This window comes from Methylocystis borbori (assembly GCF_036576025.1).
GTDB classification, from domain to species: Bacteria; Pseudomonadota; Alphaproteobacteria; order Rhizobiales; family Beijerinckiaceae; genus Methylocystis; species Methylocystis borbori.
This window is the reverse complement of record NZ_JAZHYN010000022.1, coordinates 1-14,778: the sequence shown is the minus strand read 5'-3', so window position 1 is coordinate 14,778 and position 14,778 is coordinate 1. Positions and strand designations below refer to the sequence as shown.

The 14,778-nt window shown below is 60.5% G+C and carries 11 protein-coding genes; 7 read left to right on the top strand and 4 right to left on the bottom strand.

The annotated features are described in order from the left end of the window. Positions 1-28: 28 nt before the first annotated feature. A complete protein-coding gene (locus V3H18_RS09050; protein ID WP_332081701.1) occupies positions 29-1,039 on the bottom strand; it encodes a polyprenyl synthetase family protein in 1,011 nt (336 codons plus the stop codon). A 222-nt stretch (positions 1,040-1,261) separates the two neighbouring features. Here V3H18_RS09050 and V3H18_RS09045 point away from each other — a divergent pair, with 222 nt between their 5' ends. Beyond that, a complete protein-coding gene (locus V3H18_RS09045; RefSeq protein ID WP_332081700.1) occupies positions 1,262-1,945 on the top strand; it encodes a tRNA1(Val) (adenine(37)-N6)-methyltransferase in 684 nt (227 codons plus the stop codon). Positions 1,946-2,031: 86 nt separating this feature from the next. After that, complete coding sequence (locus tag V3H18_RS09040; protein ID WP_332081699.1) at positions 2,032-4,668, top strand: HD domain-containing protein; 2,637 nt, start codon at positions 2,032-2,034, stop codon at positions 4,666-4,668. Between the two features lie 24 nt (positions 4,669-4,692). Here V3H18_RS09040 and V3H18_RS09035 read toward each other — a convergent pair whose 3' ends face one another. Both V3H18_RS09035 and V3H18_RS09030 read right to left on the bottom strand, forming a co-directional pair. Then, positions 4,693-6,243, bottom strand: coding sequence for a radical SAM protein (locus V3H18_RS09035; RefSeq protein WP_332081698.1), 1,551 nt, complete (start codon positions 6,241-6,243; stop codon positions 4,693-4,695). 231 nt (positions 6,244-6,474) lie between these two features. Continuing rightward, entirely contained in the window at positions 6,475-7,536 is a 1,062-nt protein-coding gene (locus V3H18_RS09030) for a DUF2778 domain-containing protein (RefSeq protein ID WP_332081697.1), read from the bottom strand. A gap of 614 nt (positions 7,537-8,150) precedes the next feature. On the opposite strand from V3H18_RS09030, the gene V3H18_RS09025 reads away from it, so the two are divergent. From V3H18_RS09025 to V3H18_RS09010, 4 genes are all read left to right on the top strand, one after another. Further along, positions 8,151-8,894, top strand: a complete 744-nt coding sequence (locus V3H18_RS09025) for an SDR family oxidoreductase (RefSeq protein ID WP_332081696.1) — start codon at positions 8,151-8,153, stop codon at positions 8,892-8,894. 242 nt (positions 8,895-9,136) lie between these two features. After that, a complete protein-coding gene (locus tag V3H18_RS09020; protein WP_332081695.1) occupies positions 9,137-10,618 on the top strand; it encodes a hypothetical protein in 1,482 nt (493 codons plus the stop codon). Positions 10,619-10,759: 141 nt separating this feature from the next. Further along, on the top strand, positions 10,760-11,692 hold the full coding sequence (locus V3H18_RS09015; RefSeq protein ID WP_332081694.1) for a glycine--tRNA ligase subunit alpha: 933 nt from the start codon (positions 10,760-10,762) through the stop codon (positions 11,690-11,692). 295 nt (positions 11,693-11,987) lie between these two features. After that, positions 11,988-12,398 carry a hypothetical protein gene (locus tag V3H18_RS09010; RefSeq protein WP_332081693.1) on the top strand — a complete coding sequence of 137 codons (411 nt, stop codon included), beginning with the start codon at positions 11,988-11,990 and terminating at the stop codon, positions 12,396-12,398. Here the strand turns inward: V3H18_RS09010 and V3H18_RS09005 are convergent. Continuing rightward, positions 12,395-12,967 carry a gamma-glutamylcyclotransferase gene (locus V3H18_RS09005; RefSeq protein ID WP_332081692.1) on the bottom strand — a complete coding sequence of 191 codons (573 nt, stop codon included), beginning with the start codon at positions 12,965-12,967 and terminating at the stop codon, positions 12,395-12,397. The two genes, V3H18_RS09010 and V3H18_RS09005, sit on opposite strands and share 4 nt — an antisense overlap. Before the next feature lie 396 nt (positions 12,968-13,363). Here V3H18_RS09005 and V3H18_RS09000 point away from each other — a divergent pair. Then, on the top strand, positions 13,364-14,778 hold a 1,415-nt coding region (locus tag V3H18_RS09000; RefSeq protein ID WP_332081691.1), incomplete at its 3' end, for a chromosome segregation SMC family protein.

The window sequence follows — 14,778 nt, the reverse complement described above, 5'->3', positions numbered from 1 at the left end:
CTTGTGCGCACGGCAAGGCCGGCCGGCCTCAGTAAACGCGCTCGATGCAGAAATCGACGACTTCGAGCAGCGCGCTCTTCCAGGGCGACGCCGGGAAAATCTCCATTGCGTCGCGAGAGATGGCGCCGTAATGAGCCGCGCGCTCGATCGTGTCGTCGAGCGCCTTGTGCTTCTTCATCAGTCCGCACGCGACCTCGACGTCGCCGTCCTTGATGTCGCCCTTCTCCAGCGTGCGCCGCCAGAACTCGCGCTCTTTCTCACTGCCGCGGCGGAAAGCGAGCACCACCGGAAGCGTGATCTTGCCCTCGCGGAAATCGTCGCCGACATTCTTGCCGAGCTTGGCCGCCTGGCCGCCGTAATCGAGCGCGTCGTCGATGAGCTGGAAGGCGACGCCGAGATTCATGCCATAGCTGCGCGCGGCGGCCTCGTCGGCTTTCGACTTGCCGCCGAGCATCACGCCGACTTCGGCCGCCGCCGCGAAAAGCTCGGCCGTCTTGCGACGGATGACGCCCATATAGGCGTCTTCCGTCGTCGTCGTGTCCTTGGCGGCGTTGAGCTGCATGATCTCGCCCTCGGCGATGACCGCCGCCGCCTGGGAGACGACGGTGAGCGGGGCGATGAAGCCGGGCTCCACCATCATCTTGAAGGCGTGGCCGAGCAGGAAATCGCCGACGAGCACGCAGGTTTGATTGCCCCACAGCATGCGCGCGGCGATCTTGCCGCGCCGCATGTCGCTTTCGTCCACCACGTCGTCATGGAGGAGCGTCGCCGTATGCATGAATTCGATGCCGGCGGCGAATTTCAGGTGCCCGTCGCCCTTGTAGCCGCACATGCCGGCGGTGGCGAGCACGAGCATGGGCCGCAGACGCTTGCCGCCGGCCGAAATGAGATGGTTCGCGACCTCGGGGATCGTCGTGACGTCGGAGCCCATTCTCTGGATGATGAGCTGATTGGTGCGCTCGAGATCGGGGCCGATGAGTTCGAGGAGACTGTCGAGGCCGGCTTCCTTTTTTTCTTCCAACGGAATGACGATACCCACGGAGCCCCCTCGGCCTTGTCCCTAATCGCGCGAATTTACGGCTTTGGGAGGGAGGCGGCAAGTCGGGCGGGCGAAGCGAGCGCATGGGAGAGTGGGCGCCTGCCTCCCCGTTCAGACGGGCCATCGCCCGCCGTAAGCGGGCGGGAGCGATCTCCATTGAGGGGATATTCGCTTCGCCGCGCGTTGTTATCCGTCGTCGCTTCGTGAGAGTGTCGCGGTCTTATGAGCGAAGAAACGGAAGTCGACGGCTTTCTCGACGGACGCCTGCGCCTGCGTCAAAGCGCCGCCGGCCATCGCGCCGGCACGGACGCCGTGCTGCTCGCCGCCGCGACGCCCGATGAGCAGCAGGGCCTCATTCTCGACATTGGCGCGGGGGCGGGCGCGGTCGGGCTGATGGCGGCGTTGCGCGCGCCGCGCGCGCGTGTCGGCCTTGTCGAGATCGATCCCGCAAGCAGCGCGCTGGCGCGGTTGAATGTTGCGACGAACGGGCTCGAGGCGCGGGTCTCGGTCTTTGAGGCCGACGCGCTTTCCGCGAAATCGCGCCGCGCGGCGGGGCTGGTCGACGAACAGGCGGCGCTCGTGCTGACCAATCCGCCCTTTCATGAAGCGGACAAGGTGCGCGTCACGCCAGACGCGGCCAAGGCGCGCGCCCATGTCGCCAGCGCGCCGCTCGCCGATTGGGTCCGAGCCTGCCTCGCGCTGCTCGCATCCGGCGGGACTTTCGTCATGATCCACCGCGCCGACGCGCTCGCCGAATGCCTCGCGGCGGTCGAGGGACGGCTCGGGGGCGTCTCGATCCAGCCGATCCACACCCGCGCCGAGGCGCCCGCGACGCGCATTCTGCTGCGTGGCGTCAAGGGTTCGAAGGCGCCGTTGTTGATATTGAAGGCGATGGTGCTCGATTAACTTCACCATGATAAAGTTATAAAATTTGTTCCTTGTTAGGGGTCGGTCTAAATATTCATTTATCTTTAGGGCGAGAGGAGTGGGCGGTGGTTTTCGAAGTATCGCGTGGTAGTCTTTGGCGTGAGGCGTTTGCACCGAGGAAAGGCGACCCTCATGACGCGCCAAGAAAAAGGCTTCTTGATAGCTTGGAGCGAATGAGAGACAATGTTGCTCAGCTGGTCACGACTATTCCGGCAGACTGCAAAGACCTTACCATCCACGATGTTTCTCATCTCGATGCCTTATGGGAAATGGCATCTCTTATCGCGGGGTCAGAGTACGCGCTAAATCCCGCTGAGGCTTTTGTGCTCGGAGGTGCAATACTTCTGCACGACGCCGGTTTGTCGGTTGCCGCATTTCCAGGTGGATTGGAGCAAATAAAGCAGACACAGGAGTGGCAAGACCTCACGTGTGCAATATTACGCCAACATGAAATTGAACCCACGGCGGAGTTAATCGAGCACCCTCCAGCCGAATATCTTGGCGGAATCAAATTCGCGGTTCTTCGTGCTTTGCATGCCGGTCACTCTGAGAGACTTGCGTCGGCCTCATGGCAGCTCGCGAGTGGCGGGCAAATCTATCTCTTGGAAGACGTCGAACTTAGAGAAGCCTTTGGGTCGACGATCGGTAGGGTGGCCCATAGTCACCATTGGGACATCACTCGCGTTGCGGAAAAGTTGGTAGACAACATTGGCGCTGGGACCATGCTTCCTGCCGACTGGGCTGTGAGTGAACGAAAGGTCGCGTGTTTACTGCGTTGCGCGGATGCAGCTCATATTGATCGGCGGCGGGCGCCTACAATTCTTTACGCAGCAACTCGCCCGACTGGAGTTTCGAATTCACATTGGAATGCGCAGAACAAAATTAATAAGCCGGTCGTAGAAGGTGGTACGCTGATTTACAGTGCAGGACAGCCGTTTAAAGCTGCCGATGCCGGGGCGTGGTGGCTAGCCTATGATCTTGTCCGTCTCGTCGACAAAGAAATTCGTGCCGCTAGCGCTTTGCTCGAAGAGCTACAATTTGCGCCGCTCCAAGTCCAGCGAGTACTTGGAGCGGAAAGTCCGCGCGCCCTTTCAATCCATATCCGGCCCGAAGGGTGGCGCCCTATAGATGCGGAAATCCGCGTTTCCGATCCTATTCATCTTGCCCAAACTCTAGGTGGTCGTCACCTTTATGGTCGGGATCGGATTGCTCCGATACGTGAGTTGCTCCAAAATGCGGCTGATGCCATTCGCGCGAGAAGGTCGCTCGAAGAACGTTCCGCCGACTGGGGGAAAATTAGCGTTAGTATCGAGGCAGTTGCTGGAGAGGAAAACAAGTGCTGGCTGCATGTTGATGACAACGGCATTGGGATGTCGGAAAGAGTTCTATGTGGACCTCTCGTCGACTTTGGAAAGTCTATTTGGAGCTCTCCCGTACTACGTGAAGAATATCCTGGGTTACAAAGCAAACGTATACATCCGGTCGGCAAATTTGGCATCGGTTTTTTCTCGGTATTTGAGATCGCGCAGTACGTCAAAGTTGTAAGCAAACATTACGAAGCCGGCATGTCCGATGCAAACGTGTTGGAGTTTAGTTCGATTTCAACACGTCCGCTGATCCGACGCGCCGAGCCGCGGGAGTTGCCTCGGGATGTCTCTACTCGCGTAAGCATAAGGATTGAGGATCAAGGAGCGCTCTTCGGCGGGGTCAACGACCCTGATGAGTTGCCCTTTGATAATGCTCTGTTGCGCCTGATATTAATGCTCGATGTTCAGCTTGAGTACAAGAATCCCATCGACGGGACCGAGTTTATCCATTCCGCGAACCCATATACAGTTGGGGCAGATACATTCATCCGGGAGCTTATCCCGGCTGCTGACAAAAAAGATCGTGAAGCTCTTATCCGGGTTCAGTCGACACTGATACGTCCTATGTTAGGATCGGATGGGTCAAAGTTCGGCCGCGCTTCGTTATTGATGAGCGAATTTGATCGATACAACCGGGCTGGTGGAACTGCAGTCAGTGTAGGAGGATTTATCTACACGCATGCGCCATATCGGCCATTTCTAATACTAGGTGTTCTTGAGGGAAACACAGACGAAGCAGCTCGTAAATCGGCCTATTCAACAGTTCCAAAGGCCGTTCTTAGCGCTTGGGCGAGTGAGCAGGCCCGCATAATCGATAGGCAAAGATTTTCCAAGGCCGACTTACTGACTGCATCCCAGAAGGTAATTTTGCTGGGTGGCGATCCAGGCATGTTACCGTACTGCTTTGCAGGTGGGCGTTTGATCACATACGGCGAGTTGAGGGGTTTGGTTGATTCTATATCTGTTTTTAATGTGCTAATAGGAGTTGACTATGCGAGCGAATTTTGTGTGGTGAACTATTCCAAGTTGAGCTCAGTGTATTTTGATTTATCCGTGAAAGAAAATGTCGTTATTCTGGCAGATTGGGATTTCGCTGACCGAAGCATATTCAGAGATGATATAGGCGAAGCAATAAAAAATGGCGATACCAAGGAAATTGGCTTTCATGATCTAGATATGGGTACACAGAATAGCTCGCTGGATATTTTTATTCAAACATTGCGTTCAAAATGGGCCTGCGAGCCTCGTCTTTTCGTTGAAGAAATGCAAATTTTCTCTGCGGAACTCTATTCTCCACCAGAGTTACGCTGGGTGCTGTCCTTGCGAAGGTCATAAGGACTTCCGGTCACCGGCAATGGCCTACGCCGCGCGTGACGGCGCGACGGGCGGGCTCGCGAGCTGCGGCTCCCAATAATTGCCCTTGTCGAACATGTGCCGCGCCTGCGCATATTGGAACATGATGCGCGCGACGATGGTGATGGTCTCGGGCTTGCGCACGGCGGCGCCCCAAACCCTGTTCCACATGCGTCCTTCCTGTTCGCCCATCTTGCGCACATCCATGCCGACCTGCATGGCCTGCTGTTCGACCTCGCGCAGCGATTTGGGATCGAAGGGCTGCGGCGCCGGTCCCTTGCGGTTGCGGCCGAAGGTTTGGATCATGTGCAGTATGCGCTCGCCGAAGGCGGCCGGCGCGTAGATGGCGTTGCAGAGATTCTGCATGCCGTCATGCAGCTCCTCCATGCTCATCGTCTGGCACTGGATGTTGGAGCTCCACGGCACCGCCTGGGTCTCGACGCCGCCGGTGATGAGGCGGCCTTCGCGCGTGATGCGGTCGAAGAGAGGCGTCGCTTCCGAAGCCATCAGCGCGCCAAGGCTGAAAATCGGGATCGGCGTCGCCATGGCGAAATCATATTGCTGGGCGAAGACGCCGGGGCCGTCATGGTCGAAGCCGACGATCATGCCGCCCATGACCGACATGCCGTGGTCGACGAGCTTCTGGATTTCGTCGACGAGGCTGATCTTGAGATTCTGCCGCTTGCCGGTCTCGCGCAGGCTTTCGACATTGGGCGTTTCGATGCCGACGAAGACCTGCGTCAGGCCCGCCGCGACACACATGTCGAGCAACTCCTCGTCGCGCGTCGCGTCGATGGAGATTTGCGTGACGAACTCCATCGGACGATCGCGGCGCCAGTGCGCCATCGCCGCGAGCAGCTCCTTGCAATGCGCGCGATAGGCGGTGAAATTGTCGTCGGCGAGGAAGGCGGTGCGATAGCCCGCGTTCCAGAGCGCGTCGATCTCGGCGATGACATTTTCGATCGGCTTGTGACGCTGCTTGCGGCCCAGATACTGGATGACGTCGCAGAATTCGCATTCGAAGGGACAGCCGCGCGAGGTCTGCACCGCGCCGAGAATCGCCCGGTCGTTGCGATAAAGGTCCCAGCGCGGCAGCGGCGACGCGGCGAGCGACGGCTTGTCGCCGACATAGCTGTCCTTCGGCTTGCCGGCGCGAAGATCGGAGAAAAGATCGGCCGCGATTTCCTCCGTCTCGCCGCTCACCAGCACGTCGCAGTGATCGCGCAGCCGCGCCGGGGAGAGACTGGCGTAGGGACCGCCGATGATGACGCGCTTGCCGCGCCGGCGGAACTCGTCGGCGATGGCGGTCATCCGCAGACGCTGGCTGACCTTCCCTGTGATGGCGATCCAGTCCGCGGGATGGTCGAAATTGACGGGCTCGACCTGCTCCTCGCAGAGCTCGATATTGAAGTCTTGCGGGGCGAGGGCCGCGACCGTCGCGCTGGCGAGGTCCGCCATCATGACGGCCCCAGGCGCGCCGGACGCCGCCATGGCTTCGCCGCCGAAATAGGTAGGAAAATCGCCCGCAGGATTAATGATATAGATCGAAGTGGTCATGCAATCCCCTCAAAGCATGATCGGCAAATGCTATTTGATCTTGATCGCCGCGACAAGAAGGGCGGGGCTAAGCGCCGTAAATCATTCACACAATAGCGGGCGCCGGATGCCGAAAAAGTCGAGAGGCTTTTTCGAGCGAAGCTTGCCGCACTTTATTGATTTAACCAGATTTATCGATCGGACGAGGCCGTCCGATCGATAGGCGCGCCGGGGCGGCGGGAGATGCGTCTGTTAGAGGCGCGCGACGACCGCGAGGCGCCGCACCACGCCATTCTTATAGGCGCGCAGGAAGGCCTGATAGTCGCGGAAGGAGACGCAGCCGTTCGAATCGCCGTTCGGTCCGAGCATGTAGGTGTGGGCGAGAAGCCCGGCGCGGCCGAAGATGGCCCCTTCGCCGCCGAGCGGCGTCAGCCGCAGCGCCTCGACGCCGTGGAACAGCGCCTCGCGCGGCGACAGATCATAGACATGCGGCGGCGTCGGGCCGCGCATGCGCAAGTGAACGTAGCGCGGATCGTCGAGATGTTCGCGCAGGCCGGAATGGGCCTCGAGCCTGCTGCCGTCCGGCATGTAGACCGTATGGGCGGAAATGTCATAGACGGCGGTGTAGCGGTCGAAGCGCGACGGGAGGGCGACGGCCGCGCCGCGCCCGCCGCCGCCGAGCAGGCCGGACTGCAAATCCGACAGAGTCCCAGAACCGCTGGCCTCGGGCCCCGCATAGGCGAGCGCCTGTCGGGGCGCCTGCGGCCGCGCGGGCTGCATGGATTCGCCAATGCCGAAGAATTTCTCGAAGATCGAGCGATCGTCGGCGGGCGTCGCGGGGACGACGGTCGTCCGCGCCGCCATGCGGCGCAGCGGCGCCTCATAAAGGCCGCGGCTCGCGAGCGCGCCGAGCTCGGTCGGGCGGCGCGGCGGCAGCGGGGCGTCGACGGCGGCGGTCTCTTCGGCGTCGGGCGTGTCCGAGAGGGCCGCCATCTCCTGGCGTTCCGGGACGACGGCGGCGGGCGTATGCGACGCCGCCTCGATCTTCCCTTCAAATTCGTCTTCGCTCGGCCTTAGGGCGAGCGTTTGCGTGCGTCCGCCAAGGCCGACGAGCGCGCCATAGGGATTGGGCGCGAAGGCGACGGGCTTAACGCTTTCCGGCTCGGCGGCGGGACGCATCGCCACCATCCACACGCCCCCGAAAAGGCTCAGCGCGACCGCGCCGATGATGACCGAGAGACGCGACGAGCTTTTATCAGAATAGATACGGCGTTCCGAAGAAACAAAATACGTTGGCGCACCGATTCTCTGCATTCTCCGCCCCTGTCTAGGAATTCATCTAGCCCGTTGCGGCTTTCGACTGGGTCGACCTTGCGGTGCTAGACGCAATTTCGTTCAGTCGAAAGCGCTGCTCGGGGGTGGCCCCATAGCTATTCTCAACAGAGCTTCACGGCCTTGCTTTGGCTGCTTTGGGGCGAATTCTTGACCGGCGATCAGGGTAGGAATGAAAGGTTAAAGCTCTGAAAGCCCTCGATTTGGCGCTTTGCATCGCGTCAGAATTTTGTCGGCGAAGCGGGCGAAAGGGGATGGCGCGCCGGCCTGCGCCTTTAAAGACATGAGTTTGCGGCGGGTATCGGCGGCGCGGCGCGGCGACGCCGAAAACTTCGCCCTCGCTCAAACGCCTTGAGAGCGGCTTTAGCCGCGTCTTTTTAGGGGATCATTCGTCATGAAAATTAACTCTTCGTTCGGCATGCGCGCAAAAATCGCTCATCGGGCTTTTTAGCGGCGAGACAGGCGCGATTGTTTGGCCTCGGCGGCCGCGAAGCGAAATCGACGCGCGGGGTTGAATCGAGAGGCCGGGGCCTTTGCTATGTTGAGGGCCGGCGTCGGCGGCTATTTCCGATGCGGGGAAGGCGGAGGTTCCCGACATGAGCAAGAATATCGAAGGCAAGGTCGTCGCCATCACCGGCGCGTCGAGCGGCATTGGCGAAACGGCGGCTCGTCATCTCGCGGCGCTTGGGGCGACGGTCGTTCTCGGCGCGCGCCGCATCGAGCGGCTCGAGGTCATCGCCGCCGAAATCAACGCGGCCGGCGGCAAGGCCAAGCCTTTCGCCATGGATGTGACGAAGAAGGCCGATGTCGACTCTTTCGTCGCCGGCGCGGTTCAGGCGTTCGGCAAGCTCGACGTTCTCGTCAACAACGCCGGGCTGATGGCGATCGCCCCGCTCTCGGAGGTAAGGACCGAGGAATGGGACAGAATGATCGACATCAACATCAAGGGCCTGCTTTACGGGGTCGCCGCGGCGCTGCCCGTGTTTCAAAAACAGGGGTCGGGCCATTTCATCAATATTTCCTCGGTCGCCGGCCTCAAAGTCTTCAGCCCCGGCGGCACGGTCTATAGCGGCACCAAATTCGCCGTCGCGGCGATTTCGGAAGGGCTGCGTCACGAGGTCGGGGACAAGATTCGCACGACCGTCATCCTGCCCGGCGCCATCGACACGGATTTGAAGGCGGGCACGTCGGACCCGGCGAGCCGAAAATTCGTCAACGCCTTTTACGAGCGGGCGATCCCGGTGGATTCAATCGCCCGGGCGATTGCCTATGCGATCGAACAGGCGGCGAATGTCGATGTGAACCAGATTGTGATCCGGCCTACGGCGCAGGAGTTTTGAGGGGAGTACTGGCGACTGATATGGAATTGTTGACGCTTCTTGGATTGCGCAGGAAGCTAGAGAAAATTGTTCAGGACTAGCCTGATCCTCTTGACGCCAGAAGTGTAATCGCGCAGCCTACGTTCGCCTCTGGATAGAGGTTGAAAAGAAGCCTGGAACGGTTTCGGTCTCTAGATGCCGCTGGAAAGCGGCAAATTGATAGGCGAAATGCCGATCTCGATTGCGCACATTCGCGGCGCTCATTGATCGAAGCCAGTTTCTTCGTTTTGAAGGACTGGACAATGATGAACCCCCCAAAACTCATTATCCGCTTTGCCCTTGTGGCGGAGCAACCAAATCCGCGTGATGAGGATCGATTGAGCAGCAGCTCATCAGACCAGTCAATCGCGGGCATTAAGCGTTACACCGGCTTTGTCCGTGGGCGTGACCTCTATCCTCTGTTCGACCACGTTTCACTTGAAGCAAATCCGCGCGCAGCGAAGACGGGCTCAGTGGTGCGGGACATTCTTGAATCGCTAGAAAAAACACCGGAGCTTTTTCCCTTCAAATCCAAGGGCATTTTACTGGGTACGGCTGACTACGAGCCGTTGCAGCGAAACCGGTTTGAATTGCGAATTAATGATCCTGGATCGGAAGGCGTGTTGGATGGCGGCCACAATATGCTGGCGATCGGGATTCATATGCTTTCGGCGGTGATGGATCGAAAAGCAATAGCTAAGATCTCTTTGTGGGAAGACATGAAGGATTGTTGGGAGGAGCAGCGCGCCGCACTCGAGGAGATTCGCGAAACGTTTGAGTTTCTCGTTCCGGTTGAACTTATCGTCCCGTCCGACGTAGAAAACTCTCAAATTATACAGCAGTTTGAAATGTCGGTTCTGGAGATTTGTGCGGCGCGCAACAATAACGCTCAACTGACACAGGAAACGAAATCTAATAAGAAAGGCTTTTACGATGATATTCGTGGACGTCTTGCTCCTCAACTCGCTGCGCGAATCGAATGGAAGAGCAATGAGTGGGAGAGCAATGAAGCTCGCCCCATCAAAGTGCGCGACCTATTGGCGCTCGCGTGGATTCCGCTCAACAAGGCGAACGAAGAGCGTTTGTTGCCCATAGATATCTCGGTGACGCCACAGAATATCTACCGAAATAAAGGGGAGTGCTCGAAGCAATTTGATAAACTGATGGAACACGCTGAAGTGTCAGCAGCACGCGAGGGGCCAATTCACGAACTGAATAACGATGTTGTAGCTAGCGCATTCGATATTCTCGCTGATCTGCCTAAGCTCTATGACAAGATCTACGCAGATTTTCCCAGTGCTTACAACGCTAATCAGTATCGTTTCGGATCAAATTCGATCGTAAAGATATATGATCCGGCTCGGAGGGAAACAGCTAAAGACAAGAGCGGGTTCGTGCTAACGCAGCCGACAACGCACTTTTTGAATGACGAGTGCGATTATCGTTATCCAGATGGGTTGATAATGCCTCTTGTGTACGGCCTAAAAGGCCTCATCGTCGTCAAGGACGGCAAGCTGGCTTGGGCCACTGATCCTTTCAAGTTCTTAGACAAGTATCTTCGCGACATAGCAGGCGCCTATCGCTTGGTTTTGGATATGGCACGGTTTGATCCGCAGAAACTCGCCAAGAACCAAGCAAGCCATGAGTTTGCGGTCGGCGAGTTCGAAAAAGCGCTCCTCAAGCACAAGTCCAAGGAGCTCGTGTAAAAAAAGGGGGGCGGCTTCGTCTTTCGGAGCTGCCCATTTATTGCTTATTCGCAAAGTAGCTCTTAAGCCGTAAGCCGCTGAATGGCGTGGTCTCGTTAATGTTGAAACGACGGTTTCGACGCCATCTCTCTCAGGATTTCCATGCCCACCGACACCGCCTATCTCTCCCCAACGCTCTCCTTTCAGGGCCTCATTCTCACCCTGCAGAATTTCTGGGCGACGCAGGGCTGCGTCATCCTGCAGCCCTATGACATGGAGATGGGCGCCGGCACCTTTCATCCCGCCACGACGCTGCGGGCGCTTGGCCCAAAACCCTGGCGGGCGGCCTATGCGCAGCCCTGCCGGCGCCCCAAGGACGGGCGCTATGGCGAGAACCCCAATCGCCTGCAGCACTATTATCAATTCCAGGTGATCCTCAAACCCTCGCCCCCCGATCTGCAGGAGCTTTATCTCGCTTCGCTCAAGGCGATCGGCATCGATCCCAAGCTCCACGACATCCGCTTCGTCGAGGACGATTGGGAAAGCCCGACGCTCGGCGCCTGGGGGCTCGGCTGGGAATGCTGGTGCGATGGCATGGAAGTCTCGCAATTCACTTATTTCCAGCAAGTCGCTGGCTTCGAATGCGCGCCCGTCGCCGGCGAACTCACCTATGGGCTCGAGCGTCTCGCCTGCTATCTGCAGGGCGTCGACAGCATCATGGAGCTCAACTTCAACGGCCGCGAGGGCGAGGAGAAAGTCACCTATGGCGACGTATTCCTGCAGGCCGAGCAGGAATATTCGCGCCATAATTTCGAGGCCGCCGACACGTCAAAACTCTTCGAGGACTTCAAGGACGCGGAAAGCGAATGCCAGCGGCTTTTGGAGTTCGGCGCGGGTTCCGGCGACGCGCTGCATCTCATGGCGCTCCCGGCATACGATCAATGCATCAAGGCGAGCCACGCCTTCAATCTGCTCGACGCGCGCGGCGTGATCTCGGTGACCGAACGCCAGAGCTATATCTTGCGCGTGCGCGAACTCGCCAAAGCCTGCGGCGCGGCCTGGCTGCGCACGGCGGGCGGCGGCGCCAATGGTTAACAATTATTAAACAAATAATTCCGGCAATTTTTCTTGCGCCGGCGCGAACAATCGCCATGTCTTTTAAGTTAGGCGTTTGTCATGCGCGTTGGCGCACATCTTTCCAAGATGGCGTCATGCATAAACGGCGTGAGACGGGAAACCGTCTTGCGCCGTTGGCGAGTAGCGGCGCGTCGCGCGCCCGTCCTGCACCTTGCCAGGAACCCGAGGAGTTCGGACGGGCGCGCGCTTGTTGACTGTGTGCTGCGTTTGTTCTATTCATGTTCCGCGTTTGCTCTCGCGTGGCGGATCGGTCATGTATCACCCTCGTTGCTCCTCATTCGGCTCTCTCCCTGGCGATAACAGCGGCGCGCGCGCCGGCGCGGCGCCGCGCGGTCAGGCGCTCCGCTCGCTCGCCGGCGCGCAGGGTTTGCGCGATCACTTCTTCTCCTGGCGCGGCGCGTCGGGACGCCGCTATGTCTGCTCGGTGTTCCAGGCGGGCGAAGACGGTTTCGTCGCCGATGTGACGAATGGCGTCATCATCGGCGTCGCGCGCGAAGGCGCCGCGACGCGGCCGGTTTGCGTCTTTGTCGCCGAGGAAGAGGGACGGCGCGACCGTTATGCGCTGCGGCGCATGGCGCGCGAATTTAACGTCAGCGAGTGGCATGTGCATTTTTGCGCCGACGCCGCGACGATGCGCGACCTTTCCGCTTCGCTTCTGAATTAGCTGCGGTTTTTGGGCGCCGCGCGGCAGGAGGCGGAATCGAGACGGCGCACGACCTCCGCCAGCTCGGCGTCGTGAATGTCGAGCCGCAGCAGATGTTCGTAAGTGTTGCGCACATAGGCGGGATTGTCGCCGTTCTGGCCGACGCCCTCGGCGATGAGGCGAATCATTTCCTCCTGCGGCAGGCGCCCGGCGTATTGGCTATGGGTGCGGTCGACGACATAGGCCAGCGCATTGACGCCGCCGCCATCGGCGAATCGCACGCCGAGCGTCTTCTCCAGATAGACCGAGGTGACGAGTTCGCGCTCGCGCAGATAGCGGATGGTCGCGGCGCGTTGGCGCCCCGCGACCTTGAAGGCGACGCCCTGGCAGGAGCCGCCGCGGTCGAGGCCGAGCACGAGACCGGGGCGCTCGGGCGTCCCGCGATGGACATGCGAGAAGATGCACAGCGAGCGGTGATAGCCATGCACCCAGGCGAGCGCGCTGTCGACGAAGTCGAAGCCCGGCCGCCACATCAGCGACCCATAGCCGAACACCCAGAAATCTTGGTCTTGCGACTGCGCCGAACCCATGCTCTCCGCCGTGGAGCCTCGCTAGTTTGAGAAAACGCCCGAGGCGCGCTCGGGGGAAGGTTTCCTCATCCTGAGGAGCCTGCGGAGCAGGCGTCTCGAAGGGCGAGGAAACCTTCATGCGCCGCTTTTCCGGACTCCCCTGATGCTTCGAGACGGCTCCTGCGGAGCCTCCTCAGCATGAGGGCGAGAGGGCGGTTCTTCGCCCAATCATCCTGCGACTCGTCACTCGCCGCCTATTTTTTCCGCCGCATTTATACGATGCAATGAAAAAAGCGATTCGGCGATCCGATTCGCCTTGTGGCCGCCCTCCTGGGCTGAGCGGGCCGCTCCCGCCTTCCCACAACATATTGCGGCGGATTTCTTGCTTTCCCCATTAGTTTGTGGCGGTCTGACGCTATGAAATTCCAGCGACTGCGTCTTTTAGGCTTCAAGAGCTTCTGCGAACCGACCGATTTTCACATCGAGCCGGGCCTGACCGGCGTCGTCGGGCCCAACGGCTGCGGCAAGTCCAATCTCGTCGAGGCCCTGCGCTGGGTCATGGGCGAGAACTCCTATAAAAACATGCGCGCCTCCGGCATGGACGACGTGATTTTCTCGGGCGGCGGCTCGCGCCCGGCGCGCAATCTCGCCGAGGTCGGGCTTGTGCTCGACAATTCGGAGCGCGTGGCGCCGGCGGCCTTCAACGACGCCGACGAGATCGAGGTCACGCGGCGCATCGAGCGCGAGCAGGGCTCGACCTATCGAATCAACGGCCGCGAGGTGCGCGCCCGCGACGTGCAGCTGCTGTTCGCCGACGCCGCCACCGGCGCGCGTTCGCCCTCGCTCGTGCGTCAGGGACAGATCGGCGAGATCATCTCCGCGAAGCCGCAGGCGCGCCGCCGCATTCTCGAGGACGCCGCCGGCGTCGCCGGCCTGCATTCGCGCCGGCACGAGGCGGAGCTGCGGCTCAATGCGGCGTCGGAAAATCTCACCCGCCTCGAAGACGTGCTGAAACAGGTCGAGAGCCAGGCCGAGAGCCTGAAGCGGCAGGGCCGTCAGGCGTCGCGCTATCGCGGCCTCGCCGCGCAAATCCGTCAGAACGAGGCGCTCGCCGCGCTCGTCGCCTATCAGATCGCGGCCGAGCAATTGCAGGCGGCCGACGCAAAGCTCTCGACTGGCCAGCGCAACGTAGAGGCGCGCACGCTGGCGCAGGCGGAGGCGGCGAAACTCCAGGCGATCGCCGCGCATGAACTGCCGCCGTTGCGCGAGAAGGAAGCCGAGGCCGGCGCCGCGCTGCATCGCCTTGTCGCGGCGCGTCAGGCGCTCGAAGGGGAAGAGCAGCGCGTCAAGGACCGCATCGCCGAGCTTGACCGCCATATCGCGCAATTCGCCCGCGATCTCGAACGCGAGCGCCATTTGATCGAGGACGCCGCGCAGGTCGTGTCGCGTCTCGACGAAGAGCGCGCCGAACTCGGCGAGGCCGACGCCCGCGACGCCGAGCGCGGGGTGGAGGCGCAGGCGCGTCTCGCCGAAATCGAATCCGTCCTCGCCAGGACCGAGGCCGAACTGTCCGACGCCCAGGAACAACTTGCGGGCGTCAACGCAAGGCGCGGGTCGCTCGAGGCGGCGCTGCGCGAGGAGACTCACCGCGTCGCGCGATTCGAGGCTGAGCTCACCCGCATCGAGACGGAATTTGCGCTGATCGCCGGGCAGGGGGGCGGCGCCGAAGAGGTCGAGCGTCTCTCGCAAGCCTTGGCGCTGGCCGCCGAAGGCGCGCGCGCCGCCGACGAGACGGCGCAGGCCGCCGAAGCCGCGCAGTTGAGCGCGCGCGC